Source organism: Nitrosomonas limosa (assembly GCF_054188085.1).
Genome location: NZ_CM135180.1, coordinates 1,248,924 through 1,272,021 on the forward strand (window position 1 = coordinate 1,248,924; position 23,098 = coordinate 1,272,021).

Sequence of the window (23,098 nt, forward strand, 5' to 3'; positions counted from 1 at the left end):
GGTTAATAAGTCAACTTATTCTATGAAAACAGTTCAACATCACCACCGGAATCCACTCGATGTAGGCGTTGCCTGTAGTCGCTTTCCCGCTGAGAAAGTGTCGTGTTGCGCACATTGCGTAACTTCTTAACCATCACTCGACTACTTTTTGGGAAAAAGTAAACTTTACGCGGGAATACATCGACTAGATCTTGAGCAACCACTCGAATCTTTTCTGTCTGCAAAAACTTCAATACGAAATCTGCATTCCTCTGCCCTACATTCGCAACCGTCAAACCATCAAGAACATTTCCACCACCGAAAACCTTAGCTTCCAAATTGCTGCGACGAGCACCCAGTTTCAGCAGTTGATTGATCAATATCTCCATCGCGTATGTTCCATACCTGGCTGAAGCATTTAATGGGCTTCCTGCATCACCGCCACCATCAGGAAGCATAAAATGGTTCATTCCTCCAATGCCGCTATAGCTATCGCGTATACAGGCGGCTACACAAGATCCGAGAACAGTTACCAGCAAGATATCTTTATCAGTCACGTAATATTCACCCGGCAACAACTTAACTGCCTGACTATTAAAATTTTTATCAAAATAAAAATTAGTAGCAAGTTGCTCATCAATGATCTTAGTCATGCGATTATTACCTCGTTCTACTTGCTAATTCGTACACAGTTTTTTCTCGCAACTTAAATAAATCAACCGCATGTTGGAAACTCTCGGAATGCCCAGCAAACAATAAGCCATCCGGAGCAAGCAAAGGAGCAAATTTCTTCAGGATTTTATATTGTGTTGGCTTATCAAAATAAATCATTACATTACGACAAAATATGGCATCAAAAGGACCTCGAATTGGCCAATTGTCATCAAGTAAATTTAGTTGACGGAAAGTAATCATGTTACGCAACTCGGGTCTAACCCGTGCCGAACCTTCATGATGCCCCTTACCCTTAAGGAAAAATTGTCTCAATTTTTCCTTCGGAAGTTTTTCCAGCTTATCTAATGAATAAATACCTAGCTGCGCTTTTGCTAGGACATTGGTATCTAAGTCCGTCGCCAAGATATGAACAGGGGGAGTTAAAGTATTGAATGCTTGTACCATCGCCATGGCCATTGAATAAGGTTCCTCGCCGGTAGATGAAGCACTGCACCAGAGCTGAATTTTGTTTTGGTTCTTGCGTTTTTCGACATGTTTCTCGAGAATGGGAAAATGATGCTGTTCACGAAAAAAAGCGGTTAGATTTGTTGTTAGTGCATTCGTAAAAGCTTCCCATTCTTCAGAGTTTCCACGTTCAAGGTAATTTAAATATTCGTGAAAGCTATTAATACCTGTCGCTCGCAAACGGCGAGCCAAGCGACTGTACACCATATTTTGCTTACCCGATGACAATGAAATACCAGCATGCTTATAGATCAGCTTTCTAACTCGTTCAAAGTCCTCTTGAGTAAAGACATATTCGCGAGTTTTGTCATTAGAGTTCTCATCAAAGTTCGAAATTATTCCCATGCTAGTCCCATTCCAGTTAGCAAAGATCTATTCTTAAGCAGATTTATCAGCTGTAATAAACTAAAAAAATTTCTTACAGTCTTTTAATTACTTATCAGTAGTTATATTGAAGGGTTTTAGAACTAATCGATCTTTGAAATTAAAAACCATAACACACTGTTATTAAGCATATAATCAACACTTCACATGGGCATACTTAAGCATTGATAATAAACATACCGATTATCCCAACATCCGCTTGCGCAACTGGATTTATACGATCTCCTGTTGCGAAGCCATTACTAAAGCAGCAGTATCAAGGATAAGTGCAACCTTACCATCACCCATGATTGTCGCCCCGGATACACCTTGCACTCTTCGATAGTTACTTTCCAGACTCTTAATGACAACTTGATGCTGTCCTACGAGATCGTCCACAAATAGGGCAGCTTTGTGACCCTCAGCTTCAAGAATTACAAGAATCCCTTCGTTAACAGCCGTAACTTTTGGACGCAAATTGAAGATTTCATGTAATGCAACCACAGGCAAATATTCACCACGCACCTGTACCACACGCCCTTGACCACTGACTGTTTTGATATCAGCAGCTGCAGGCTGTAACGACTCGGTAATGTAATTAAGTGGAACAATAAACATTTCTTCACCGACAGTTACGGATAGCCCATCAAGAATGGCAAGCGTTAAAGGCAAACGTATCGAAATACGTGTACCGGCACCTAACGCTGAATCGATATCAATCCGCCCTCCCATACTCTGGATATTTCGCTTGACAACATCCATACCGACACCGCGCCCTGATACATCCGTGACTTTCTCGGCTGTCGAAAAACCAGCTTCAAATATCAATGCCCAAACTTCTTGATCTGTCATACCATCATGCACAGGCAGTCCACGTTCTCTTGCTTTTGCAAGTATCTTTCCTCGATTCAAGCCAGCTCCATCATCACTAACTTCGATTACGATACTGCCACCTTGATGAAAGGCTCGCAAAGTTATAGTACCGTGGGCTGGCTTACCGGCAGCAACTCGTTTCTCGGCAACTTCAATTCCATGATCCAAGCTATTCCTCACCAAATGAGTCAACGGATCAGCAATTTTTTCTATCAGACCTTTATCAAGCTCCGTATTTTCACCCACGGTTTTTAGCTCAACTCGTTTGTTCAACTTTGCGGCCAAATCACGAACAACTCGAGGATAACGGCTAAATACAAAACTAATTGGCATCATGCGAATCGACATTACAGATTCTTGCAAATCACGCGTATTTCTTTCCAGTTGGCTCATTCCGCTATGTAATTTTTCAAAAAGCACCGGATCATATTGTGAAACGGTCTGAGCTAGCATTGCCTGTGTAATCACCAATTCACCGACCAGGTTGATCATTTGATCAACCTTTTCAATACTGACACGTATTGAAGAAGTCTCATTGGTTGAAGAAGAACTAGCAGCGGTGGTTTTACTCGGAGCTTTATTTAAACCACTTGATGAGTCATTTTTACCAGAAACAGTATTGGGCTGTTGTTTATTACTTGGACTCGTTTCTGCTTCATCACAATCAATGGGCGCAGCCGGCGCTCCTGGGAAAAACCGTACCCTGGGGCTGGCGGCAAATCAGTCATTGCAAACTCATCATCACTTTCACCAGGTAATACTTCTACTTCTGTGTTCTCAATAGTTCCTTTTGCAGAGCAAAGGACTGCTGCATCTGCTTCAGAATGGTCATGCGCCACTGTCTCAATTTTGAGATTTACCGGATCAACAACAAAAGCCAATGTTTCCCAAACATCTTCTTCACAATTAGATGTCGCAAGCTTTAACTTAAAACCGTCATTCACATCAGCAGGAGTCAAATTTTCCAAAAACCCGAGGCGTTTTAAGTTTTCAAACAAATGATCAACGGTCGCAGTACTTATACCGCTACCCGAAAATTCAATACTAAAAATATTTTTTGCTGTAGCTTCTGGGGCTAATTCTGTGATCTCAGGCTCGGTTTGAATAATTTCTGAATTTTCTTCGGGTTCTTCCTTAGCTGCAGCTTCAGGAGACGATACCTGCTGTGTTCCGTCACTGAGTCTTTTTAATTCTTCACAAACGGCTGCCGCAACCTCTGGATCAGCTTGACCCTCCCCACGATGGCCTGCTAACTGATCTTTTATGACATCCCCTGCCTTAAGAAAGGCATCAATCATCTCGCTACATACCTTGAGTTCGCCCTTACGCAATTTATCCAGCAATGTTTCCAACATATGAGTCATCTCCGTCATATCCGTAAAACCAAATGTACCAGCCCCCCCTTTGATAGAGTGAGCTGCACGAAAAATAGCGTTTAAATCTTCCAAGTCTGGAGAATTGATATCCAACCTTAAAAGGCATGTTTCCATTTCAGCCAATAATTCAGAAGATTCTTCAAAGAAAATTTCGTAAAACTGTTCGAGATCTGTACTCATCGATAACCCTATTTCATGTGGATACTATTCAAGGCTAACACTCTAATAAAACCGGCAAATTAAGAAACAGATTAATAAAAATCATTTAATCTTTAAAATTCGAGAAACCCTTCCAATTTACTAATCTACAGCGAAGTATTTATTAGCCTATAACTTTTCCAATGACTTCTAACAGCCTCTTGGGGTCAAAGGGTTTTACTAGCCATCCGGTTGCTCCGGCCGCTCTGCCTTTAGTCTTTATTTCATCACCAGACTCAGTCGTTAAGATTAATATGGGAATGTTTTTATAATTCGCCAATTTTCTTAGCAATTCCAGTAGCTTTAATCCATCCATTCTTGGCATGTTGATGTCTGTCAAGACTAAATTCACTTGATGAAGATTTGCTTTATCTAGTGCATCCTGACCATCAACAGCTTGAATGACCTCATACCCAGCACCTTTAAGCGTAAAAGTAACCATCTGCCTTATTGATGCCGAATCGTCCACTGCAAGAATTGTCTTTGCCATTTACCTTACCTCTCTTTCATTTTTGATCATTCACCTTGGAAACATACAATCTAACTTGATTAGAAAAGCTCAATATCACCCATCTGCATACCCTGCTGTACAACCGGTTTTCTCTTGCTATTGCTCTTTGTCAATGCCACCGCCTCGGATATACCTTCATGAATTCTATTCAAAGTTTTTTTGTTACTTTTTTTATCCCAACTACTCTGCCGATCAATTCGCTGCAACTCAATACTTAATAATTCCACTTGATGAGTAGTATGCGCGAGTAATTGTGTTACCAAATCTCCAAACTGTAATGAGGTTATCGCCATTTCTAATTCTTGTTCAATCTTGTCCGCAACAACCATTTGTTTCTCAAGAAGATCGAGAATAGGTTTACTGCCTTCAGGAGCCGCCAATTTCTCAATAGCCGAAACCATCTCGTGATGGGATTTGGTCAGCTTGCTAATAAATTTAAAATTAATGACCAGATTATTAACCGCATCACTAACTAATCTATCGACTTGATTAAGCTCTCCCTTAATATTTAGAAAAAATTCATCGGCTTCTGCATTGCGCAAAACGCTATCTGTGCGATCCAGCCTTGTTTTATTTTCCAAATTTCTATTTTTTTTGGTGCCGGTTAATAGCGTTTCTGACATAACTACTCTCCTCGTTATGTATTTAGATCAAGGCGATATATTTTGTTAAAAACCGATCGACTTCTTTCTTTATATGTTATATGTTGATTTTTAGATTATCGAGAGTTCTTAAGTGATTGTTGTGAATCAAGACAAATAAACACGAATATCTCAGCTCACTCTGCAAATCTTTTTTTCTACAAGCTATCGGTCTAATTCGTAATAACTTTAGCCATAAAGCCACATTAGATTGTTGACACCGGACGAAAATTGACCAAAAAAGACTAGCTGTACCGGTTGAAAATTGACTAGTGAATTCGGACTATGATTATTTCTGGTGTATGGCAAGGGAGAAGAAAGCGATGTAACCTGTTGTAGAGGATCTCGGCAGATCAACCAACAAAACAAGGAAAACACCGCGTGACAGATAGTAATGTTTTTAATCTGAATAAACCAGAACACTGGGTTCTCTGATCCGATGCGATAACTGCCATCTTAAGGCAGACAATATCAAGTTGTTCATCCGTTGCCGTGGCTCGCCAATTCGTGGGTGTCTCTCAACCAAAGCTAACCTTTCCCCAAGCTGGAGAGCCTGAAGGCGCTGCGTGAATCAATTTTTGGTTGACGAATTCTCCAAATCCCAGCTCTGATAATTCGCGTCCATAACCTGAATTTTTGACGCCACCGAACGGTAGTTCAGGTGCTGTCCACACGGGCTGATTGACAAAAACCATACCGCTCTCGATTTTCTCTGCCAGCTTTCGACCATGCGCTACATCGGCGGTAAAAATTGAGGCCCCTAAACCGAAGGGGGTGGCATTCGCCAATTGAATGGCTTCTTCTTCATTATTGACGCAATAAAACGATACGACCGGACCGAATAACTCCTGTATATAAATAGGGTTGTCCTGCTCGATACCGGTTAGCACCGTTGGTTCTAAATAAAAACCGGGCCGGTCAATTCTTTTACCACCCGTCACGACTTTACCGCCATGCCGCTTAGCCAGTGCTATCTGGCCGAGTAACAGGTTCAGTGTTTTTTCCGATGATAGTGGCCCTAACGTGGTGCCGGGATCCTGGGGATCTCCGGCTTTGAGAGCCGACATCCGTTGCACGAATCCATCAAGAAATTCTTTTCCGCGCTGTTTTCCAACGACTATGATGCGCTTTATGCCCACGCAGCATTGGCCGGTCGCGAACATTCGTCCGAATAAGGCGCTATCCAGCGTCGTTTCTAATGACGCGTCTTCAAGCACGATCAGCGGATCGCTGCCGCCCATTTCCAATACGGATTTTTTCAGATTGCGCCCTGCCCGCTCAGCAACTGCCGCACCCGCACGTTCACTGCCTGTGAGCGTAACGCCACGCACGCGCGGGTCTTCTATAACTCCTCCAATCTGTTCGATACTCGCAAAAAGATTGGTATAAACCCCAGGTGGGGCACCTGCTTCTTCAATAAGCCGGGCAAATGCCAAGGCGGATTGGGGCACATTTTCCGCATGCTTTAACAAAAGCACATTGCCTACCATCAACTGTGGTCCTGCTATCCGGGCTATTTGATAATAAGGAAAATTCCAGGGAGTAATCCCGAGCAGAATGCCAATCGGTTCCAGGTGCAGTTCCGCTCCAGGAGACTCTGAAAGCTTGCGCGGCTGCAGATAGTGACCGGCGTTTCGAGCATAGTAGTCCAGTATATCCGCAGAGAGATTGACTTCTGCCTGTGCTTCATTAGTAAGTTTTCCCATTTCCAATGTCAAATAGCTTGCATATTCCTTGCTCTTTTTGCGCAACAGATTTGCTGCAGTTGCGATTATATTGGCACGATCGGCGATCGAGCATTCGCGCCAAGTTGATTTAAAGGCCAAGTGAGCTTGATCAAGCGCTACACTCAAGTCCCTATCTGAGATATTTGCGTAAGTTGCAACCAACTTGCCCGTCGCTGGATTAATCGTTTGATAAGTCATTCTATCCTCCATGAATTCAAGAATTTCCTGATCCGGTTATTGCGTTTTTACTGAGTGCAGCAACCAAAGAAATGCGCTCGTAGCGTTCAATGCGGCTCGCAAAATAAGATCTAGCCGAATCAGGAAAAAAACTGACCTCAATTGAGATCGGTCAAATCAAAATTAACGATCCATGATTCCCGGAGCGAGAGCAAGATTTGCTGGCAGCTTTTCCGCATAGGAATAAGAACTTGCTCTGTTGTCTCTGACCCACCGTTTTTCAGCCACTGATTCAAACGGAGGGGGAATCTCTCCTTGCAGCGACCATAGATCAAAAGGGGTTTCGTCAATCGAAATCTCCCAGTCATAGCCCTTGTCCCTGACATAAGGCGCTATGACTGCATCAAGCGTTCTAACCCACCATTCGCGAATGACCGGCCCCGGAAGAGTCCGAGCAATCTGATCGACCTTAAAGCGGATAAATTTGTTGTGTGACTCTCCGCCGACAAAGCAGGAATCATTTGCAATCTCCTCAAAAATGACCACTACATAAAATTTTGGCAAAGGGATGCTCGCATAAACACCGGTAATCTTTTCCGATAATTTCTTTTTGTCGTCGGCAGTCAATGATCCCGCAGGGTGATAAATTTTCCACAATGGCATGATGCTTCTCCTTTCAATAATTATTCGATTCATTTACTTGCAATTTGCAAGTAAATATAGTGTAGTAAGTTAACTTGCAAAATGCAAGCATTAATTACAACTTCTATTTACTCGGGATTTCAATAATTATTGGTGTTGTATTTGACCGAGAAACGAATGGCACGAATGACAGCTTCGCTGACTTAGCCTCGACTTCTGTTTAAAAATGCTTGTGTCGAATCACCGGACTCGCGGACTGATTCTCCTGATTCGGGTTAAACTAAGACTTTTGAACAACTCACTACCCGCAAGACCTCATGGACGAACAATCAAGCTTAATTGCCTTATTCACTAGCAGCTTCTTAGCCGCGACATTGCTACCCGGCGGATCGGAGGCGGTGCTGGTGGGTGTTTTGCTGGCCTATCCTGATTTACATTGGCCGGCGCTGACTTTGGCGACCATCGGCAATACCTTGGGCGGGATGAGTTCGTATCTCATTGGCCGTCTGTTGCCGGATGAAAATGCACTGTATAAAAAATTGGGTGGAAAAACACACGGGCTGGAGTGGGTGCGTCAACATGGCACCCCGATTCTACTGCTATCGTGGGCGCCGCTGATCGGCGATATCTTATGCGTGGCGGCTGGGTGGTTACGCGCCAATTGGCTGTGGGCGTTGCTATTTATTGCTGTGGGGAAATTTGCCCGTTATTGGGTAATTGCTGTTGCGGTAAATTAAGAGGTTCTTCGATCCGGCTGATTCATTTTGCACCGAATAAACCGGATCGATGCCGATGATTGGATTATTCCTGATTATCAAACAGTTTTTGCAATTCACCGCTTTGATACATTTCGGTAACGATATCCGAGCCACCGATGAATTCGCCATTGACGTATAACTGCGGGATCGTCGGCCAGTTCGAATAGTCTTTGATCCCCTGGCGGATTTCAGGGTCTTCCAACACATTGACTGCAAAAATATTATCAATACCGCACGCCTTCAGAATATTCACTGCGTTTGCGGAAAAACCACATTGCGGTTGGTCCGGCGTGCCTTTCATATACAGCACAACCGGATGTGTGGTTACTTGTTGTTCGATTAAATCTTCAACATTCATAGTGTTAATCTCTCCAATAGATCGTTCCAAAAAATTTTTACAGATACCAAGTTCAGAATTTCCCAAGCGCCATTCGTTGTTGCATTGATATGCTACATATAGGTCACACTGAAAAATTCAACTGACCGCCGCTGACGCGCATTATGCCAGCCAAGTCCGGCTTGGAACAAATATTATTAAAGCCCGCTTGCTGGAGCAATCCTCTGCACGCTTCCGCTTGATCATATCCGTGTTCCAGCAGCAACCATCCATTGGCAGCCAGATGGCCGGGTGCGGCTGCAATGATATGATCAATACAAGCCAGGCCATCACCGCCAGCCGATAATGCCATTTCCGGTTCAAACCGCAAATCACCTTGTTGCAAGTGCGGATCGTGTTCAGCGACATAAGGCGGATTTGAAACAATCAGATCAAATTTTTCTGCGGGAAGTTCATCAAACCAATTTCCGGCGATCAGCTTCAGATGAGTTATTCCCAGCGCTTCGGCGTTTCGTCGCGCGACGGCAAGGGCATCCGGTGATAAATCAACCGCAGTGACATGGGCTCGGGGCCGATGCTTGGCAATGGTAATAGCGATCGCGCCGCTGCCGGTTCCCAGGTCCAGAATCCGCTTCGATCGATCCGCAGGAATCAGCTGCAGCGCCCACTCGACCAGTAACTCGGTTTCAGGCCGTGGAATGAGAACCGCGTTTGTGACCTGAAAAGTCAAATCATAAAACGGCCTTTCGCCGGTCAAGTAGGCCACCGGCAGTCCCTTGGCGCGTTCTTGAATCAATTGCGAGAATGTTGCCGATTGTTGTTCGGTCAACCGATGTTCCGGGTGTGTCAGCAAAAAGGCGTGCTTGGCATGCAGCACATATTCCAGCAATAGCCGCGCATCCACCGGGTCAACCGACCGGCAGGCGATGGCTAATACTTGCGCAATGGTTTCGGGTTGCATCGAAGGATGAATCGGATCGGCTAGCAGGCAGCAATTACTCCTGCACCGACGCCGCCAGTAATTCCGCTTGATGTTCTGCCACTAAGGCTGAGCATAGTTCATCGATATCGCCATCCATGATCTGATCCATTTTATAAAGCGTCAGATTGATGCGATGATCGGTAATCCGGCCTTGCGGAAAATTGTAGGTGCGAATCCGCTCCGACCGCTCACCGGTTCCCACCAGCGACTTCCGTGTCGCCGCCTGTTCCGCATGTTGTTCGCGCATTTGCTTGTCGTGAATCCGCGCAGCCAGCACGCTCAACGCTTGCGCTTTGTTTTTGTGTTGCGAGCGGCCATCCTGGCACTCCACCACAATGCCGGTCGGCAAATGCGTTACGCGCACGGCAGAGTCGGTTTTATTGATGTGCTGGCCACCCGCACCCGAAGCACGGAAGGTATCGATGCGTAATTCGGCGGGATTCAACACCACTTCGCTGACTTCATCGGCTTCCGGCATCACTGCCACGGTACAGGTTGAGGTATGCACACGCCCTTGCGTTTCGGTCACAGGAACCCGTTGCACGCGATGACCGCCGGATTCAAATTTCAATCGGGAATACGCGCCATGACCAATGATTTTGGCGATAATTTCTTTATAACCACCGATATCCGACAAACTTTGCGAGATAATTTCCACTTGCCAGCCTCTTCTCTCCGCATAGCGTGAGTACATCCGAAACAAGTTACCGGCAAACAAAGCCGATTCATCGCCGCCGGTTCCAGCGCGGATTTCCAGAAAAATATTACGCTCATCGTTGGGATCTTTCGGCAGTAGCTGTTTTTGAATTTCAGCTTCCAGTTTAGCGAGCTTCTCTTTCCCGGCCTGGATTTCGGTTTCGGCAAATGCCCGCATTTCAAGATCGGCATGCATTTCCCGCGCCGTTTGTATGTCCTGCTCGCATTGTTGATACTCGCGATACAACTCCACGATTGGAACGATTTCTGAATGCTCGCGGGTCAATTTGCGATAGTTGTCCAGATCCGCAGTCGCAGACTCGCTACTCAATACCTGGTTTAATTCGTCCAAGCGCACACTCAAACGAGTGAGCCGGTCCGTGATGTTTTTGTTCATTGCGGGCGATGCAGTTGGTATAGCCGGTTAATCAAACCGACTAATTCCTCTCGTTCATCTGTCGTGGCGTGATTCAGCACACTGGAAGGCATGTGCAAGAATTTATTGGTAAGACTGTTACTTAAAGCTTCGATAACCTTATCGGGATCCTCCCCCTTTTCAAGCAATCTTTTGGCGCGAGCCAGTTCATGTCGGCGATATCGCTCACCCTGATCACGCAGCGCGCGAATCGTCGGCACAACTTCGCGGGTAGCGAACCAACGCATGAAATCGACCACATTCGAATCAATGATCGTTTCCGCTTGAGCGACGGCATTCTGGCGCGAATCCAATCCTTCTTTGACGATCTCGGCCAAATCATCCACATAATATAGAAACACGTCGTCCAACTCGGCTACTTCGGTTTCCACATCACGTGGCACTGCGAGATCCACAATGAAAATCGGTCGATGCTTACGGATTTTAATGGCGCGCTCGACCATGCCTTTACCCAGAATCGGTAATGGGCTTGCCGTACAGGTTACGACAATATCATGGAGCGCCAATTGCTCCGGTAAATCACTGAGCGTAATAGCTTGCGCATTAAAACGGCTGGCCAATGCGTCGGCACGCTCCTTAGTACGGTTGGCTACGGTTATTTTTCTAGGACTCCTCGCGGCGAAATGATTGGCGCATAACTCGATCATTTCGCCCGCACCGATAAATAACACACGTTGCTCATTGATCTCGCCGAAAATCCGCTCGGCCAGACGCGCTGCCGCTGCAGCCATTGACACCGAATTGGCGCCAATCTCGGTAGAAGTCCGAACTTCCTTGGCGACATAAAAGGTGCGCTGAAATAGCTTGTGCAGCAACAAACCCAATGTGCCGGCATGCTCCGCGGATTTCACCGCGCTTTTCAACTGTCCGAGTATTTGCGGCTCGCCCAACACCATGGAATCCAAGCCGCTGGCTACGCGGAAGGCGTGCTTAACAGCCTGTTCCCGCGGCAACTTGTACAAGTAAGGATCCAGATCGCGTGTCGGCAAATGATGAAAGTCGGCCAGCCAAACAACCGCTTCCTCCGGTTTATCGGTGCAACAATAAACTTCCGTGCGGTTACAGGTGGAGACGATCGCAGCTTCTTTGATCGGATTGCGTCCGACGAGATCGCGCAACGCATGCTCCATCGTATTTTCGGGAAATGTTACCTGCTCGCGCACATCTAGCGGCGCAGTGTTGTGATTAATACCGAAAGCAAATAACTGCATGAATGTTAATGTTAACTATCGAGAGCTAATGGTAAGAAATAACCGCTAATTATAATAGTAGGAATTTTTTATTACCATCGTTCAGAAAAATTATTTAACGCCAACAATACCGGAACATTAATGCCAAGGCGTAACCGGAATAATGGAAATGCTGTTTTTGGGCGACCCTTCAATAATTCTGTCGCTATATGTCAAATAAACCAATACATTACGTTTGGGATCGTAAAACCGGACTACTTGCAGCGTTTTAAATAACAGCGATGTGTTTTTCTTAAACACTTCCTTACCATCCTCGTTGCCATTTTTTACTTTTTCCGGCAGAGAGATCGGGCCAATCTGGCGACATGCGATGGATGCATCCGATGTATCTTCGGCTACTCCCACGGTTCCGCTAATTCCACCCGTTTTCGCCCGGCTGAGATAACAGGTTGCACCGGGTATCTGCGGATCATCGAAGGCTTCGATCACAATTTTATCGTTGGCGCCGAGCATTTTAAACTTGGTTGAAACACTCCCGATTTCTTCCGCCCATGAGAAATTGAATAACATCATTGCAATCAAAAAGGACAGAAACTTCAAAGAACGCATTTTTTCCTCCATTAAAGCACAGTGATAGATTCTCAATGTAGCTTTAGAAATTTTTAATAAGGGATTGGTTTAAACTAATAATCCCGGTTAGTGCCTATTGACTAAAATTACCTTGATGCCATTGAGTCTCAGCAAACCAGTAAGTTTCATAACGAATCCTACAACAATACAAGGCTCTTTGGAATGTAATTTATAAATCAACAACTTTAATTTTATTTGGAGATTAACAACTACTGGTATTAAATATCGCCATTCGCCATGAAAAGACGATTGCCAAGGCATGATCAAGCAATCATTCCAGCTAACAGATACTGCCACAAGGCAGCAAGAAAGGAAGTAACCGAGTATCAGGGTGGTAGGCGCGATTGGATTCGAACCAACGACCCCCACCATGTCAAGGTGATGCTCTAACCAACTGAGCTACGCGCCTAAGAAAGGCGGATTCTAACTGAAATAGATAGGCGCCACAAATAATATTGCAAATGAGTCAGAAAACAATTCTTCCGTATTCAACGACAAGCGCGCAGCACTGATTGGGTTATTCCCAACTTGACACTCCACTCTCATTTCTGTAGCCTTCGCCACACTTACCTCAGGTGCCTTCGGTATTTTTTATTGAAGGTTAAACGGGAAGCTGGTGCGTACCGATTAGATGACCGGACAAAGCCAGCACTGCCCCCGCAACGGTAAATGAGCAGAGGTTTGCTTGTTACAAGTTTTTTCAAAACACCGTAAAACGCTATCTCAAGCCACCTCGCATATCTGCAAGATGCCACTGTGTTTGACACGGGAAGGCGCAGATAGGGAAACAATTCCGCTCATCAGTCCGGAGACCGGCCCGAAGTAACCTACAGCGGTATTGCGGAGGGCAATATACGGCAGTTGAGCGGTTCTTATTCTTGCACCGTCCATTTGTCCCATGCCGGTTTCCTTCTGCATTCCAATTTCAGAATTCATTAACGCGCGGGTGTGCGCGAAGGAATCAGATCATGCAGAAAAGCCGTTTGACGGCGATATCAATATTATGGTTAAGCACCATCTGCCATAGTGCTGCCGCCAATATCGAACATCAGGAAAAACCAGTCATCGTTACTGCTTCACGGACAGCACAAACAGCGGACACAGCGTTGGCTTCGGTAACCGTTATTTCTCGCAAAGACATCGAACAACAACAAGCGCGTTCGGTACAAGACTTACTGCGCGGCGTTGCGGGAATCAGCATTTCGAATAACGGCGGCATGGGTAAAACTTCGTCAGTTTTTATGCGCGGCACCGAATCCGATCATGTATTGGTAATGATCGACAACATTAAAGTCGGCTCAGCCACATCCGGCACCACCGCGTTTGAAAACATCCCCATTGATCAAATCGAGCGCATTGAAATTGTACGCGGCCCCCGTTCCAGTCTGTACGGTTCCGAAGCGATCGGCGGCGTGATTCATATCATCACACGTAAAGGCACCGGTAGCGGCTTTCGGCAGCACCTGAATTTCGGCGGCGGCAGCTTCGGCACGTATGAGGGTGCAACCGGTATGTCGTATAATGGCGCGCAAGGCTGGCTCAATCTGACTGCGAGTGGCATTGGCACCCAAGGCTTCAACGCTTGTAACGGCACCAGCAACGCCGGGTGTTTTGTCGATTCATCCGATCCTACGCTGTTCGATCGCGACGGATATCGCAACGTTGCCGGTAGCATGCGCGGCGGTTATCGTTTTCAGAACGGGCTGGAAATCGAAACCAACTTCATGCAATCCGCCGGAAAAACACACTATGATGGTAGTTTCGTCAATAAAGCCGTGCTGATGCAGCAAGTTGTCGGCGGTGTTATCCGCTATGCGCCCACCGCATACTGGAACTTCAATCTGATCGCGGGTAGCAGCCGCGAAGATAGCGACAATTTCCTGGGCAACGCTTTCCAGACCCGATTTAACACCACCCGTGATAACGTGTCGGTATTGAATACTTTCACAGTCGCCAAAGACCAGCAACTTACGATCGGCATGGATTATCAGCGCGACCACGTCAAAAGCACCGAGGCCTACTCAATAACGTCACGTAACAATTGGGGGGTATTCGCGCAGCATCAAGCCAATATCGCTTCACACAACCTGCAATTTTCGATCCGGCATGATGACAACCAGCAGTTCGGCAGCCGCGTCACCGGCAATGCCGGATGGAGTTATCCGTTATCGGACAAGTTCTTGTTGGTTGCCAATTTCGGTAGTGCTTTCAAGGCACCAACGTTTAATGAATTGTATTTCCCCGGCTTCGGCAACGCTAATCTCAAACCAGAAGATTCGCGTAGCTTTGAGTTCGGCACTCGCGGCCATGCTCACTGGGGAAACTGGTCGATCAATGCATACGAGACCCATATCGACAATTTGATTACGTTCGATTCGAGAATTTTTGCGCCAAGCAATATTGGCCAAGCGCGCATCCGCGGTATCGAAGGTATTGTGTCTGCACAAATTATGGAATGGCAGATTAATACCAATTTAACGCTAATGGAGCCTGTCGATCGTGGGCCAGGATCCGGCCGCGGCAATATTTTGCCAAGGCGTGCTGAACAATCATTCAGGTTAGATTTGAATCGCCAATACGGCAAGTATGCGGTCGGTAGCATGTTACTGGTGGAAGGCGAGCGCTACGACGATTTGGCTAATACACGTAAGCTGGATGCATACGCCAAATTGGATTTGCGCGCAGAATATCTGTTCGCACCGAAGTGGCGCTTGCAAGGCCGCATCGACAACGTATCCGACGAACACTACGAAACCGCATCGTTTTATAATCAGCCCGGGCGAAGCTTTTTTGCCATGGTTCGTTATCAACCCTAGAAGGAGAAATACCTATGCTGACATTATCCACTCGCAACCAGATCGCTATCGGACTGTTACTCGCCGCGCTGATGATAGCCACACGCAGTCATCATTTCGCCACCATCCATAACCTAGCCGATGCATCCTGGGTGATTTTCTTCTTAGCCGGAATCTATTTACGATCTGCTTGGACATTACCGGCGTTCTTTGCGTTGGGCTGGGGCTTAGATATTTCTGCCACGACCTGGGGCGGAGTCAGTGATTATTGCATGACGCCCGCCTATCTATTCATGCTGCCGGCCTATGCTTCATTATGGTTGGCCGGACGCTGGTACGCTCGCCGTTACGAATTTTCCTGGAATACGGTAAAACCTCTGTTAATCAGTGGATCTGCCGGGTTAGTGCTATGTGAATTATTTTCTTCTGGCGGATTTTATTTCTTCTCCGGACGTATCGCAGAAACCAGTTTTGCGGAATTCGGCGAGCAATTGCTGAAATATTTCCCGTTGTATCTCGAAACTTTTGTTTTCTATTCTGCAATAGCCATTGGAATACACGTATTATTCACAGTAGTTCATCAGCTTAATTCGCGCAATACCACAACCGGTTAAACCAATGACTGATTCCGAACGTGCAGAACGTTATCGCGCACGCATGCAACGCAAAAAAGAGGTCATCGATGCCGCCATCGCACGCGCCGATCGCAAGCAGGGACTGCTGCTGGTGCTCACCGGTAACGGTAAAGGTAAATCCAGTTCGGCATTCGGCATGATGGCGCGTGCATTGGGCTATGGTATGCGCGTGGGTGTCGCGCAGTTCATCAAAGGCCGTTCAGATACCGGTGAAGAAGCGTTTTTCCGCAAACAGGAAAACGTGGTTTGGCATGTCCTGGGAGAGGGATTCACTTGGGATACGCAAAATCTCGAGCGCGACACCGAAACCGCGCGCCGTGGCTGGGAAGTAGCGCAAACCCTGTTACGCGATCCGTCATTTGACCTGATCGTGCTCGATGAATTGACTTACCCGCTCAAATTCGGCTGGCTCGATCTGCAACAAGTGCTGGAAGATCTGAAAAACCGTCCACCCATGCAGCATGCCGTCATCACCGGCCGCGGCGCACCCGAAATGCTATGCGATGCCGCCGACACCGTCACCGAAATGACCGACGTCAAGCATGCCTACCGCGCCGGTATTCAAGCGCAGCCAGGTATCGATTTATAGCAACATGAGCGAACGTCACCGCTATAGCGATGCCGAATGCGCTGCAGTGTATCGCGTGATCGCCGAGCGCCGCGACATGCGGCATTTTCTCCCCGATCCGGTCGAACCCGCCATGCTCGAGCGTCTGCTCACCGCCGCGCACCAAGCGCCCAGCGTCGGCCTGACGCAACCCTGGCGCTTCATTCGCATCACCGATCGTCAATTACGCAACAACATCTCAGCACTTGTCGAGACCGAGCGCCACCGCACTGCCGATGCGCTGAATGAGCGCCGCGACGATTTTTTACGCCTGAAAGTCGAAGGCATACGGGAATGCGGCGAACTTCTGGTGGCTGCGCTAATGGATCACCGCGAACAACATATCTTTGGCCGCCGCACGCTACCGGAAATGGATCTGGCTTCAGTCGCTTGCGCCATCCAAAATCTCTGGCTCGCGGCACGCGCCGAAGGACTGGGTATGGGTTGGGTATCGCTGTTCGATCCGAAGACGCTGGCAAACCTGCTCGCCATGCCGGACGGCAGCAAACCGGTTGCCATTATTTGCCTGGGCCATGTCGCGGCTTTTTATCCGGCGCCGATGTTGAAATTGCAAGCCTGGACGCAACCACGCCCGCTGCAGGATTTGGTTTTTATCAACCGCTGGGATAATGTTGGTGAACCCCTCGAATGACCGTCACACTGACTATTTCCACCGCTTTATTACTGGATGCCTGGCTGGGTGAGCCGCGCCGCTTTCATCCGCTGGTCGGATTCGGACACTGGGCGCAAGCCTTGGAACGGGGCTGCTATGCGGATTCGCGGCTTAATGGCTGCATTGCGCTGACGCTAGCGATCGTTCCGGTAACCGGAGCGGTCGCGTATATCGCCGCATGGTCGTGGCATTGGCTGCTGGATGCGTTTTTGCTGTACCTTACCATTGGTTGGAGCAGCCTGAATCTGCATGCGAAAAATGTTAAACATGCACTGCTATCGAACGAGCTTACCAACGCCCGCGAGCAAGTCAGCCTTATCGTCAGCCGCGACACATCGCAACTCGACTCAAACGGTGTTTCCCGCGCAACCGTCGAATCGGTACTGGAAAACGGCAACGACGCGATTTTCGGCACGATATTCTGGTTTGCGGTTGCCGGGGCGCCGGGTGCTGTCACGTATCGGCTGGTCAACACCTTGGATGCGATGTGGGGCTACCGCAACGCCCGCTACTTTCATTTTGGCTGGTCTGCCGCACGCCTGGATGATGTGTTGAATTACATTCCTGCGCGGCTTACTGCATTCAGCTATGCGCTTTGTGGTAACGTTCGCAAAGCGCTCATTTGCTGGAATACACAAGGCATTCTTTGGAAAAGCCCTAATGCGGGGCCTGTCATGGCGGCAGGTGCAGGCAGTCTGGGTCTTGTGCTCGGAGGCCCTGCCCGCTACCACGGCCAGCTAGAATCACGCCCACTTCTGGGAATGGGGCGTACCCCGGAAACTCAGGATATTGATCAGGCGCTACGGCTCATACGCCGTTCATTGTTACTCTGGTTAATTGCGATTGGCATGGGAGAATGGTTCTTTGAGCACGTTAGCACACTTTGATAACACCGGTTTATTGCCGCATGGTGGCCGTTTGAAAGCCGCCGCAATTCACTTTAGCATTCCCCTGGAGCAATGGTTGGATCTTTCCACCGGCATCAATACCAATGGCTGGCCGGCGAAAAATCTACCAGCCTCTGTGTGGATACGATTACCCGAGGACGATGATGGTTTGGATGCAATGGCTAGCCGATATTATGGAGCAGATTACCTGTTGCCAGTTGCTGGCTCACAAGCTGCCATTCAGGCGCTACCTCATTTGCGAGCTTTTTCTCGAGTCAGCGTGTTGCACCCCGGTTACGCTGAGCACGTTCATGCCTGGCGGCGTAACCACCATGCCGTATCGGTTGTAACTCCCGAGCAAATCGATGAAGCGCTGCTGAACACCGATGTATTAATTTTGATTCATCCGAATAATCCGACAGGTGCTGTTTTTTCTGTGGCAAAGCTGCTCAGTTGGCATGCGCAATTAACCGAACGTGACGGTTGGCTTATTGTCGATGAAGCTTTTATGGATGCCACACCGGAATTCAGTTTGTCTGCCCATGCATCGAAACCTGGATTAATTGTACTGCGTTCTTTGGGAAAATTTTTTGGTTTGGCAGGCGCCCGCATCGGTTTTGTTTGTGCACAACTCGAACTTCTGAAACAGCTTCATCATCTGCTTGGTCCTTGGACTGTCAATACACCTGGACGTTGGGTAGCTATTCAAGCGCTACAGGATGTCGCGTGGCAGGAGAAAACACGGAGCGGCCTTTTACTCGCTTGCAATCGCTTGCATGCCATGCTGACAAAACAGCATCTACCTCCAGCGGGTGGTTGTGCATTTTTCCAGTGGGTTGTCACACGCCATGCTAATGACCTCTATGCTGCACTGGCTTCGCAAGGTATTCTGGTACGCTATATCAATGATCCACCCAGCTTGCGCTTTGGCCTGCCTGCGCAGGAACCGGATTGGCAGCGCCTGGAACAGGCGTTGACTCGCATTCGGCATCAATTCCCTAGTTTAGTTGAATATTCACCATGAACACGCAAACACTAATGATCCAGGGCACCACCTCGGACGCCGGCAAAAGTATGCTGGTTACGGCATTGTGCCGTTGGCTGGCACGCCAGGGTGTTCGTGTCGCACCGTTCAAACCGCAAAATATGGCGCTCAACAGTGTCGTCACTGCCGACGGCGGGGAAATCGGCCGGGCGCAGGCAGTGCAAGCCTTGGCTGCCGGATTGGCGCCGCATACCGACATGAACCCGGTTTTGCTGAAACCCAATACGGATAAGAATGCGCAAATCATCATTCACGGCCATGCTCTCAAAAACATGGATGCGGACGGTTTTCATAACTACAAATCGGTCGCAATGAAAGCAGTGTTCGAATCACACGCGCGGCTTTGCAGTCAATACCAAAAAATCATCGCTGAAGGCGCGGGTTCACCTGCAGAAATCAATCTGCGCGCCAATGATATAGCGAATATGGGTTTTGCCGAAGCGGTCAATTGTCCGGTCGTTCTCATTGCCGATATCGATCGCGGTGGTGTTTTCGCACATTTGGCGGGTACATTGGCATTATTGAGCGAAAGCGAACAGGCGCGTATTCAAGGCTTTGTCATCAACCGCTTTCGTGGCGATAAAGCATTGCTTGATCCCGGATTGGATTGGCTGGAGCAATATACCGGCAAACCGATGTTGGGTGTTATTCCTTACTTGCAGGGTTTACACCTTGAAGCCGAAGATGCTTTGCCCCACCCCGATGCTTCTACTGTATCGACGGAACAGAAACACTTCCGGGTTATTGTCCCGGCATTGCCGCGTATCAGCAATCATACCGACTTCGATCCGCTGCGTTTGCAGCCGCATGTTGATTTGCAATTTATCGGTCCCGGCGACACCATCCCACCCGCGGACTTGATCATTCTGCCGGGTTCTAAAAGCGTCCGCGCAGATCTCGACTGGTTGCGCCAACAAGGTTGGGAGCCAGCCATCCATCGCCACTTGCGTTATGGCGGAAAATTGATAGGCATTTGCGGTGGTTTTCAAATGCTTGGCAAATTGATTCATGATCCTGGTGGCTTTGAAGGTGATGCAGGCAGCGCAGCAGGGTTCGCCTTCTTTGATATGGAGACAACGCTGAAAGCCGATAAAATTCTCCGCAACATTCAGGGAAGATTCGCTGCTAGCGACGTTGCCATGACTGGCTACGAGATTCATGCGGGGGTCTCCGCGTTTCATACGCATTATCAACCGGCATTCCACCTACCGCATGGAGATGATGGCGCTATCAGCGATGATGGATTGATACTGGGAACCTATCTGCATGGCATTTTTGAATCACCCCTTGCCTGTGATGAACTATTAAGCTGGGCCGGTTTTAAGAATACATGCATTGCTTTTGATTACCACGCGGTACGCGATGCTCAGATAAATCGATTAGCGGATTGTGTGGATCAATATTTGGATACCGCGCGTTTGTACCGTATGCTCAACTTGCCTCCGTATACCCAATGAGCGCGAAAAAAACATTGATTCTCGGTGGTGTGCGGTCGGGAAAAAGCCGCTTGGCAGAGCGTTTGGCAACAGAAAGCGGATTGCCAGTCACTTATATCGCAACTGCGACTGCCGGAGATGACGAAATGCGCGCAAGAATTGCCGCGCACCGGGCGCGGCGGCCAGATCACTGGCAGGTCGTGGAAGAACCACTGCAACTCGCCTCGGTATTGACTCAACACGCAACTGAAACGCGCTGTCTATTAATCGATTGCCTGACACTCTGGACGACGAATCTGCTGATCCATCCGGATCCGTCACGGTTCGGTATTGAGCGCAGTGCTTTTCTGGATGTACTCGGCCGCATATCGGGGCCGCTTATTTTAGTCAGCAACGAAACCAACATGGGAGTCACACCTTTGGGTGAATTAAGCCGGCGCTATTGCGATGAAGCAGGCCGGCTGCACCAGGATTTGGCAGAAATCTGCGATCAGGTAATTCTGACTGTCGCCGGTCTGCCGCTGGTTTTGAAAGGAAAACCGTTATGAATCGGCTGCTCACACCCGCATGGCTGCGGGAATCCGTCTGCTCTCTCAACGAAACAACATGCCATCAAGCGCTACAGCGTCAGATGCAACTCACCAAGCCGCCCGGTGCGTTGGGTCTTCTGGAAACTGCGGCAATTCAGCTTGCTGCCATGCAGCATACCGCCGAACCCTGCGCCGATCGCGTGCATATCAGTATTTTCGCTGCCGATCACGGTATTGCTAACGAAGGCGTCTCGGCATTCCCGCAAGCGGTAACTGGTGAAATGATCCGCAATTTCGCACGTGGTGGTGCAGCCATCAGCGTGCTCGCAAATGCAATCGATGCAACATTGGAGATTATCAATCTTGGTACAGTTAGCGACATCGAAACATTGCCAGGCGTGATTGAATACCGGCTTGGTCCAGGGACCGCCAACTTTCTGCACACCCCTGCAATGACGGAGCAGCAACTAGGAGAAGCTCTGACTTGCGGTTATGACGCAATCGAGCGGGCACGGCAACGCCAGACCCATATTTTCATCGGTGGCGAAATGGGCATCGGCAACACCACCAGTGCAACCGCACTGGCCTGTTCTATATTAAATCGCGATCCCGGTGCGCTAGCCGGTGCAGGGACTGGCCTTACCGCCGAACAAATTGCGCATAAAGCCGTCATCATTGAACAAGCGTTGTCACATCATCAGCCGCAACTCGATTCACCGCTAAATGTATTGCGTTGCTTAGGCGGCTTTGAAATCGCTGCGTTAACCGGCGCCTATATCCACGGAGCGCAAATAGGTCTGCCGCTGCTGATTGACGGCTTTATCAGCTCGGTCGCTGCTTTGGTAGCGGAATCGATTGTTCCGGGTTGCAAAGACTGGTTTATTTTCTCACACCAATCCGCCGAAACTGGTCACCGCATCGTGCTTGACGCATTCAATGCTACACCGTTGCTTGCTATGAAAATGCGCCTGGGCGAAGCCAGCGGTGCAGCAGTAGCCCTACCCTTGCTGCGCCTCGCTTGCGAGCTGCACAACGGTATGGCGACTTTTGCGGAAGCACAGATATCGGGGCAGCACTCAGCGGAATAACAGATGCCGACGCAGATTGATTTGCTCAGACACGGCGCAACCATTAGCAGCGATCGCTATTGTGGCAGTACCGACCATCCGCTCACGCAGCAAGGATGGCTCCAAATGTGGCAAAGCTTGGAAAATCGCTCGATCGAATGGCAACAAATTGTCACCTCGCCTCTTGCGCGGTGCGCGGACTTTGCCGGAGCGATCGGGCAACGCTACGCCATTCCCGTCACAAGCGATGCGCGCATTCAGGAAATCCACTTTGGCGACTGGGAAGATCGATCATCCGCAGAATTAATGCAAACCGATGCCGAAGCTTTGTCGCGCTTCTGGCGGGATCCGCTCAACCATCCGCCGCCTAATGGTGAGCATTTACGAAGTTTCGAAGATCGTGTGTTATCGGCTTGGTATGCAATTCAGCAGCAATTTGACGGAAAAAGAATTTTGCTCGTTACCCACGGCGGCGTTATCCGAGCCATCATCTGCCATGTTCTGCAGTTGCCGCTCGAACACATGCTAGAACTGGATGTCGGGCATGCCAGCTTCAAGCAAATTCGAATCAGGTCAGATCAACTACCCCATGCGATACTGATTCCCGATCTGCAATTACAATCGAAACATTACCTAAAATAGTAGATAATTACGGAAATTATGATCTTCCCGCTTTAAGAACGGATACCGATTAATACTGCTAGAGTTGCGTATGGCAAATGCGGTGA

General features: G+C 48.2%; 22 protein-coding genes, 1 tRNA gene, 1 pseudogene and 1 riboswitch. Of the genes and pseudogenes, 11 read left to right on the plus strand and 13 right to left on the minus strand.

Going from position 1 to position 23,098, the window contains the following annotated elements; translation table 11 throughout:
- Positions 1-20: 20 nt before the first annotated feature.
- From cheD to ACV7NC_RS05660, 7 genes and pseudogenes are all read right to left on the minus strand, one after another.
- The gene (gene cheD, locus ACV7NC_RS05630; protein WP_458154529.1) at positions 21-632 is read right to left on the minus strand and encodes a chemoreceptor glutamine deamidase CheD; all 612 of its coding nucleotides are present in this window, start codon (positions 630-632) and stop codon (positions 21-23) included.
- A gap of 7 nt (positions 633-639) precedes the next feature.
- Complete coding sequence (locus ACV7NC_RS05635; RefSeq protein WP_458154530.1) at positions 640-1,503, minus strand: CheR family methyltransferase; 864 nt, start codon at positions 1,501-1,503, stop codon at positions 640-642.
- Positions 1,504-1,755: 252 nt separating this feature from the next.
- Positions 1,756-3,950: pseudogene (gene cheA / locus ACV7NC_RS05640) on the minus strand (chemotaxis protein CheA).
- Between the two features lie 142 nt (positions 3,951-4,092).
- Positions 4,093-4,458 (minus strand): response regulator, encoded by a 366-nt coding sequence (locus ACV7NC_RS05645; protein ID WP_458154531.1) that lies wholly within the window; start codon positions 4,456-4,458, stop codon positions 4,093-4,095.
- A gap of 59 nt (positions 4,459-4,517) precedes the next feature.
- The gene (locus ACV7NC_RS05650; protein ID WP_458154532.1) at positions 4,518-5,102 is read right to left on the minus strand and encodes a hypothetical protein; all 585 of its coding nucleotides are present in this window, start codon (positions 5,100-5,102) and stop codon (positions 4,518-4,520) included.
- Positions 5,103-5,638: 536 nt separating this feature from the next.
- Complete coding sequence (locus tag ACV7NC_RS05655) at positions 5,639-7,045, minus strand: NAD-dependent succinate-semialdehyde dehydrogenase (protein WP_458154533.1); 1,407 nt, start codon at positions 7,043-7,045, stop codon at positions 5,639-5,641.
- Between the two features lie 162 nt (positions 7,046-7,207).
- A complete protein-coding gene (locus ACV7NC_RS05660; RefSeq protein ID WP_458154534.1) occupies positions 7,208-7,687 on the minus strand; it encodes a tautomerase family protein in 480 nt (159 codons plus the stop codon).
- A gap of 296 nt (positions 7,688-7,983) precedes the next feature.
- Here ACV7NC_RS05660 and ACV7NC_RS05665 point away from each other — a divergent pair, with 296 nt between their 5' ends.
- Entirely contained in the window at positions 7,984-8,403 is a 420-nt protein-coding gene (locus tag ACV7NC_RS05665; RefSeq protein WP_458154535.1) for a YqaA family protein, read from the plus strand.
- A gap of 64 nt (positions 8,404-8,467) precedes the next feature.
- On the opposite strand, the gene grxD is transcribed toward ACV7NC_RS05665, so the two are convergent.
- The 6 genes from grxD to ACV7NC_RS05695 all read right to left on the minus strand — a co-directional run bounded on the left by grxD (position 8,468) and on the right by ACV7NC_RS05695 (position 13,104).
- Positions 8,468-8,782 carry a Grx4 family monothiol glutaredoxin gene (gene grxD / locus ACV7NC_RS05670; protein ID WP_458154537.1) on the minus strand — a complete coding sequence of 105 codons (315 nt, stop codon included), beginning with the start codon at positions 8,780-8,782 and terminating at the stop codon, positions 8,468-8,470.
- Positions 8,783-8,885: 103 nt separating this feature from the next.
- Positions 8,886-9,722 carry a peptide chain release factor N(5)-glutamine methyltransferase gene (gene prmC, locus ACV7NC_RS05675; RefSeq protein ID WP_458154538.1) on the minus strand — a complete coding sequence of 279 codons (837 nt, stop codon included), beginning with the start codon at positions 9,720-9,722 and terminating at the stop codon, positions 8,886-8,888.
- Positions 9,723-9,756: 34 nt separating this feature from the next.
- Complete coding sequence (prfA, locus tag ACV7NC_RS05680; RefSeq protein ID WP_458154539.1) at positions 9,757-10,836, minus strand: peptide chain release factor 1; 1,080 nt, start codon at positions 10,834-10,836, stop codon at positions 9,757-9,759.
- Entirely contained in the window at positions 10,833-12,086 is a 1,254-nt protein-coding gene (hemA, locus tag ACV7NC_RS05685; protein ID WP_458154540.1) for a glutamyl-tRNA reductase, read from the minus strand. The genes prfA and hemA overlap by 4 nt, the downstream gene beginning before the upstream one ends.
- Positions 12,087-12,203: 117 nt before the next feature.
- Positions 12,204-12,674: a CreA family protein gene (locus ACV7NC_RS05690; protein WP_458154541.1), complete on the minus strand. Its 471-nt coding sequence runs from the start codon at positions 12,672-12,674 to the stop codon at positions 12,204-12,206.
- A 353-nt stretch (positions 12,675-13,027) separates the two neighbouring features.
- Positions 13,028-13,104: transfer RNA gene (locus ACV7NC_RS05695), tRNA-Val, on the minus strand.
- 147 nt (positions 13,105-13,251) lie between these two features.
- Positions 13,252-13,530, plus strand: a riboswitch (cobalamin riboswitch).
- A gap of 133 nt (positions 13,531-13,663) precedes the next feature.
- Here ACV7NC_RS05695 and btuB point away from each other — a divergent pair.
- The 10 genes from btuB to cobC are packed head-to-tail and all read left to right on the plus strand — an operon-like array spanning position 13,664 to position 23,012.
- On the plus strand, positions 13,664-15,511 hold the full coding sequence (gene btuB, locus ACV7NC_RS05700; RefSeq protein ID WP_458154542.1) for a TonB-dependent vitamin B12 receptor: 1,848 nt from the start codon (positions 13,664-13,666) through the stop codon (positions 15,509-15,511).
- A 14-nt stretch (positions 15,512-15,525) separates the two neighbouring features.
- Entirely contained in the window at positions 15,526-16,104 is a 579-nt protein-coding gene (locus tag ACV7NC_RS05705) for a hypothetical protein (protein ID WP_458154543.1), read from the plus strand.
- A gap of 4 nt (positions 16,105-16,108) precedes the next feature.
- On the plus strand, positions 16,109-16,714 hold the full coding sequence (cobO, locus tag ACV7NC_RS05710; RefSeq protein ID WP_458154544.1) for a cob(I)yrinic acid a,c-diamide adenosyltransferase: 606 nt from the start codon (positions 16,109-16,111) through the stop codon (positions 16,712-16,714).
- A 4-nt stretch (positions 16,715-16,718) separates the two neighbouring features.
- Positions 16,719-17,384, plus strand: a complete 666-nt coding sequence (gene bluB / locus ACV7NC_RS05715; RefSeq protein WP_458154846.1) for a 5,6-dimethylbenzimidazole synthase — start codon at positions 16,719-16,721, stop codon at positions 17,382-17,384.
- Complete coding sequence (cbiB, locus tag ACV7NC_RS05720) at positions 17,381-18,292, plus strand: adenosylcobinamide-phosphate synthase CbiB (protein WP_458154545.1); 912 nt, start codon at positions 17,381-17,383, stop codon at positions 18,290-18,292. Before bluB ends, cbiB begins: the two co-directional genes overlap by 4 nt.
- The gene (cobD, locus tag ACV7NC_RS05725; protein ID WP_458154546.1) at positions 18,270-19,316 is read left to right on the plus strand and encodes a threonine-phosphate decarboxylase CobD; all 1,047 of its coding nucleotides are present in this window, start codon (positions 18,270-18,272) and stop codon (positions 19,314-19,316) included. Before cbiB ends, cobD begins: the two co-directional genes overlap by 23 nt.
- Positions 19,313-20,794, plus strand: coding sequence for a cobyric acid synthase (locus ACV7NC_RS05730; protein WP_458154548.1), 1,482 nt, complete (start codon positions 19,313-19,315; stop codon positions 20,792-20,794). The genes cobD and ACV7NC_RS05730 overlap by 4 nt, the downstream gene beginning before the upstream one ends.
- The gene (gene cobU, locus ACV7NC_RS05735; protein ID WP_458154549.1) at positions 20,791-21,321 is read left to right on the plus strand and encodes a bifunctional adenosylcobinamide kinase/adenosylcobinamide-phosphate guanylyltransferase; all 531 of its coding nucleotides are present in this window, start codon (positions 20,791-20,793) and stop codon (positions 21,319-21,321) included. Before ACV7NC_RS05730 ends, cobU begins: the two co-directional genes overlap by 4 nt.
- Positions 21,318-22,391 carry a nicotinate-nucleotide--dimethylbenzimidazole phosphoribosyltransferase gene (gene cobT, locus ACV7NC_RS05740; protein ID WP_458154550.1) on the plus strand — a complete coding sequence of 358 codons (1,074 nt, stop codon included), beginning with the start codon at positions 21,318-21,320 and terminating at the stop codon, positions 22,389-22,391. Before cobU ends, cobT begins: the two co-directional genes overlap by 4 nt.
- 3 nt (positions 22,392-22,394) lie before the next feature.
- Complete coding sequence (cobC, locus tag ACV7NC_RS05745) at positions 22,395-23,012, plus strand: alpha-ribazole phosphatase (RefSeq protein ID WP_458154551.1); 618 nt, start codon at positions 22,395-22,397, stop codon at positions 23,010-23,012.
- Positions 23,013-23,098: the final 86 nt, after the last annotated feature.

Excerpts from the sequence above, each read along its gene's own strand:
- ACV7NC_RS05730 (WP_458154548.1), top strand. The coding sequence starts at position 19,313 with ATGAACACGCAAACACTAATGATCCAGGGCACCACCTCGGACGCCGGC.
- cobC (WP_458154551.1), top strand. The coding sequence starts at position 22,395 with ATGCCGACGCAGATTGATTTGCTCAGACACGGCGCAACCATTAGCAGC.
- prmC (WP_458154538.1), bottom strand. The coding sequence starts at position 9,722 with ATGCAACCCGAAACCATTGCGCAAGTATTAGCCATCGCCTGCCGGTCG.
- cbiB (WP_458154545.1), top strand. The coding sequence starts at position 17,381 with ATGACCGTCACACTGACTATTTCCACCGCTTTATTACTGGATGCCTGG.
- ACV7NC_RS05690 (WP_458154541.1), bottom strand. The coding sequence starts at position 12,674 with ATGCGTTCTTTGAAGTTTCTGTCCTTTTTGATTGCAATGATGTTATTC.
- ACV7NC_RS05665 (WP_458154535.1), top strand. The coding sequence starts at position 7,984 with ATGGACGAACAATCAAGCTTAATTGCCTTATTCACTAGCAGCTTCTTA.
- ACV7NC_RS05635 (WP_458154530.1), bottom strand. The coding sequence starts at position 1,503 with ATGGGAATAATTTCGAACTTTGATGAGAACTCTAATGACAAAACTCGC.
- prfA (WP_458154539.1), bottom strand. The coding sequence starts at position 10,836 with ATGAACAAAAACATCACGGACCGGCTCACTCGTTTGAGTGTGCGCTTG.
- ACV7NC_RS05650 (WP_458154532.1), bottom strand. The coding sequence starts at position 5,102 with ATGTCAGAAACGCTATTAACCGGCACCAAAAAAAATAGAAATTTGGAA.
- cobO (WP_458154544.1), top strand. The coding sequence starts at position 16,109 with ATGACTGATTCCGAACGTGCAGAACGTTATCGCGCACGCATGCAACGC.
- ACV7NC_RS05645 (WP_458154531.1), bottom strand. The coding sequence starts at position 4,458 with ATGGCAAAGACAATTCTTGCAGTGGACGATTCGGCATCAATAAGGCAG.
- cobU (WP_458154549.1), top strand. The coding sequence starts at position 20,791 with ATGAGCGCGAAAAAAACATTGATTCTCGGTGGTGTGCGGTCGGGAAAA.
- ACV7NC_RS05705 (WP_458154543.1), top strand. The coding sequence starts at position 15,526 with ATGCTGACATTATCCACTCGCAACCAGATCGCTATCGGACTGTTACTC.
- ACV7NC_RS05655 (WP_458154533.1), bottom strand. The coding sequence starts at position 7,045 with ATGACTTATCAAACGATTAATCCAGCGACGGGCAAGTTGGTTGCAACT.
- bluB (WP_458154846.1), top strand. The coding sequence starts at position 16,719 with ATGAGCGAACGTCACCGCTATAGCGATGCCGAATGCGCTGCAGTGTAT.
- hemA (WP_458154540.1), bottom strand. The coding sequence starts at position 12,086 with ATGCAGTTATTTGCTTTCGGTATTAATCACAACACTGCGCCGCTAGAT.
- grxD (WP_458154537.1), bottom strand. The coding sequence starts at position 8,782 with ATGAATGTTGAAGATTTAATCGAACAACAAGTAACCACACATCCGGTT.
- btuB (WP_458154542.1), top strand. The coding sequence starts at position 13,664 with ATGCAGAAAAGCCGTTTGACGGCGATATCAATATTATGGTTAAGCACC.
- cheD (WP_458154529.1), bottom strand. The coding sequence starts at position 632 with ATGACTAAGATCATTGATGAGCAACTTGCTACTAATTTTTATTTTGAT.
- ACV7NC_RS05660 (WP_458154534.1), bottom strand. The coding sequence starts at position 7,687 with ATGCCATTGTGGAAAATTTATCACCCTGCGGGATCATTGACTGCCGAC.
- cobT (WP_458154550.1), top strand. The coding sequence starts at position 21,318 with ATGAATCGGCTGCTCACACCCGCATGGCTGCGGGAATCCGTCTGCTCT.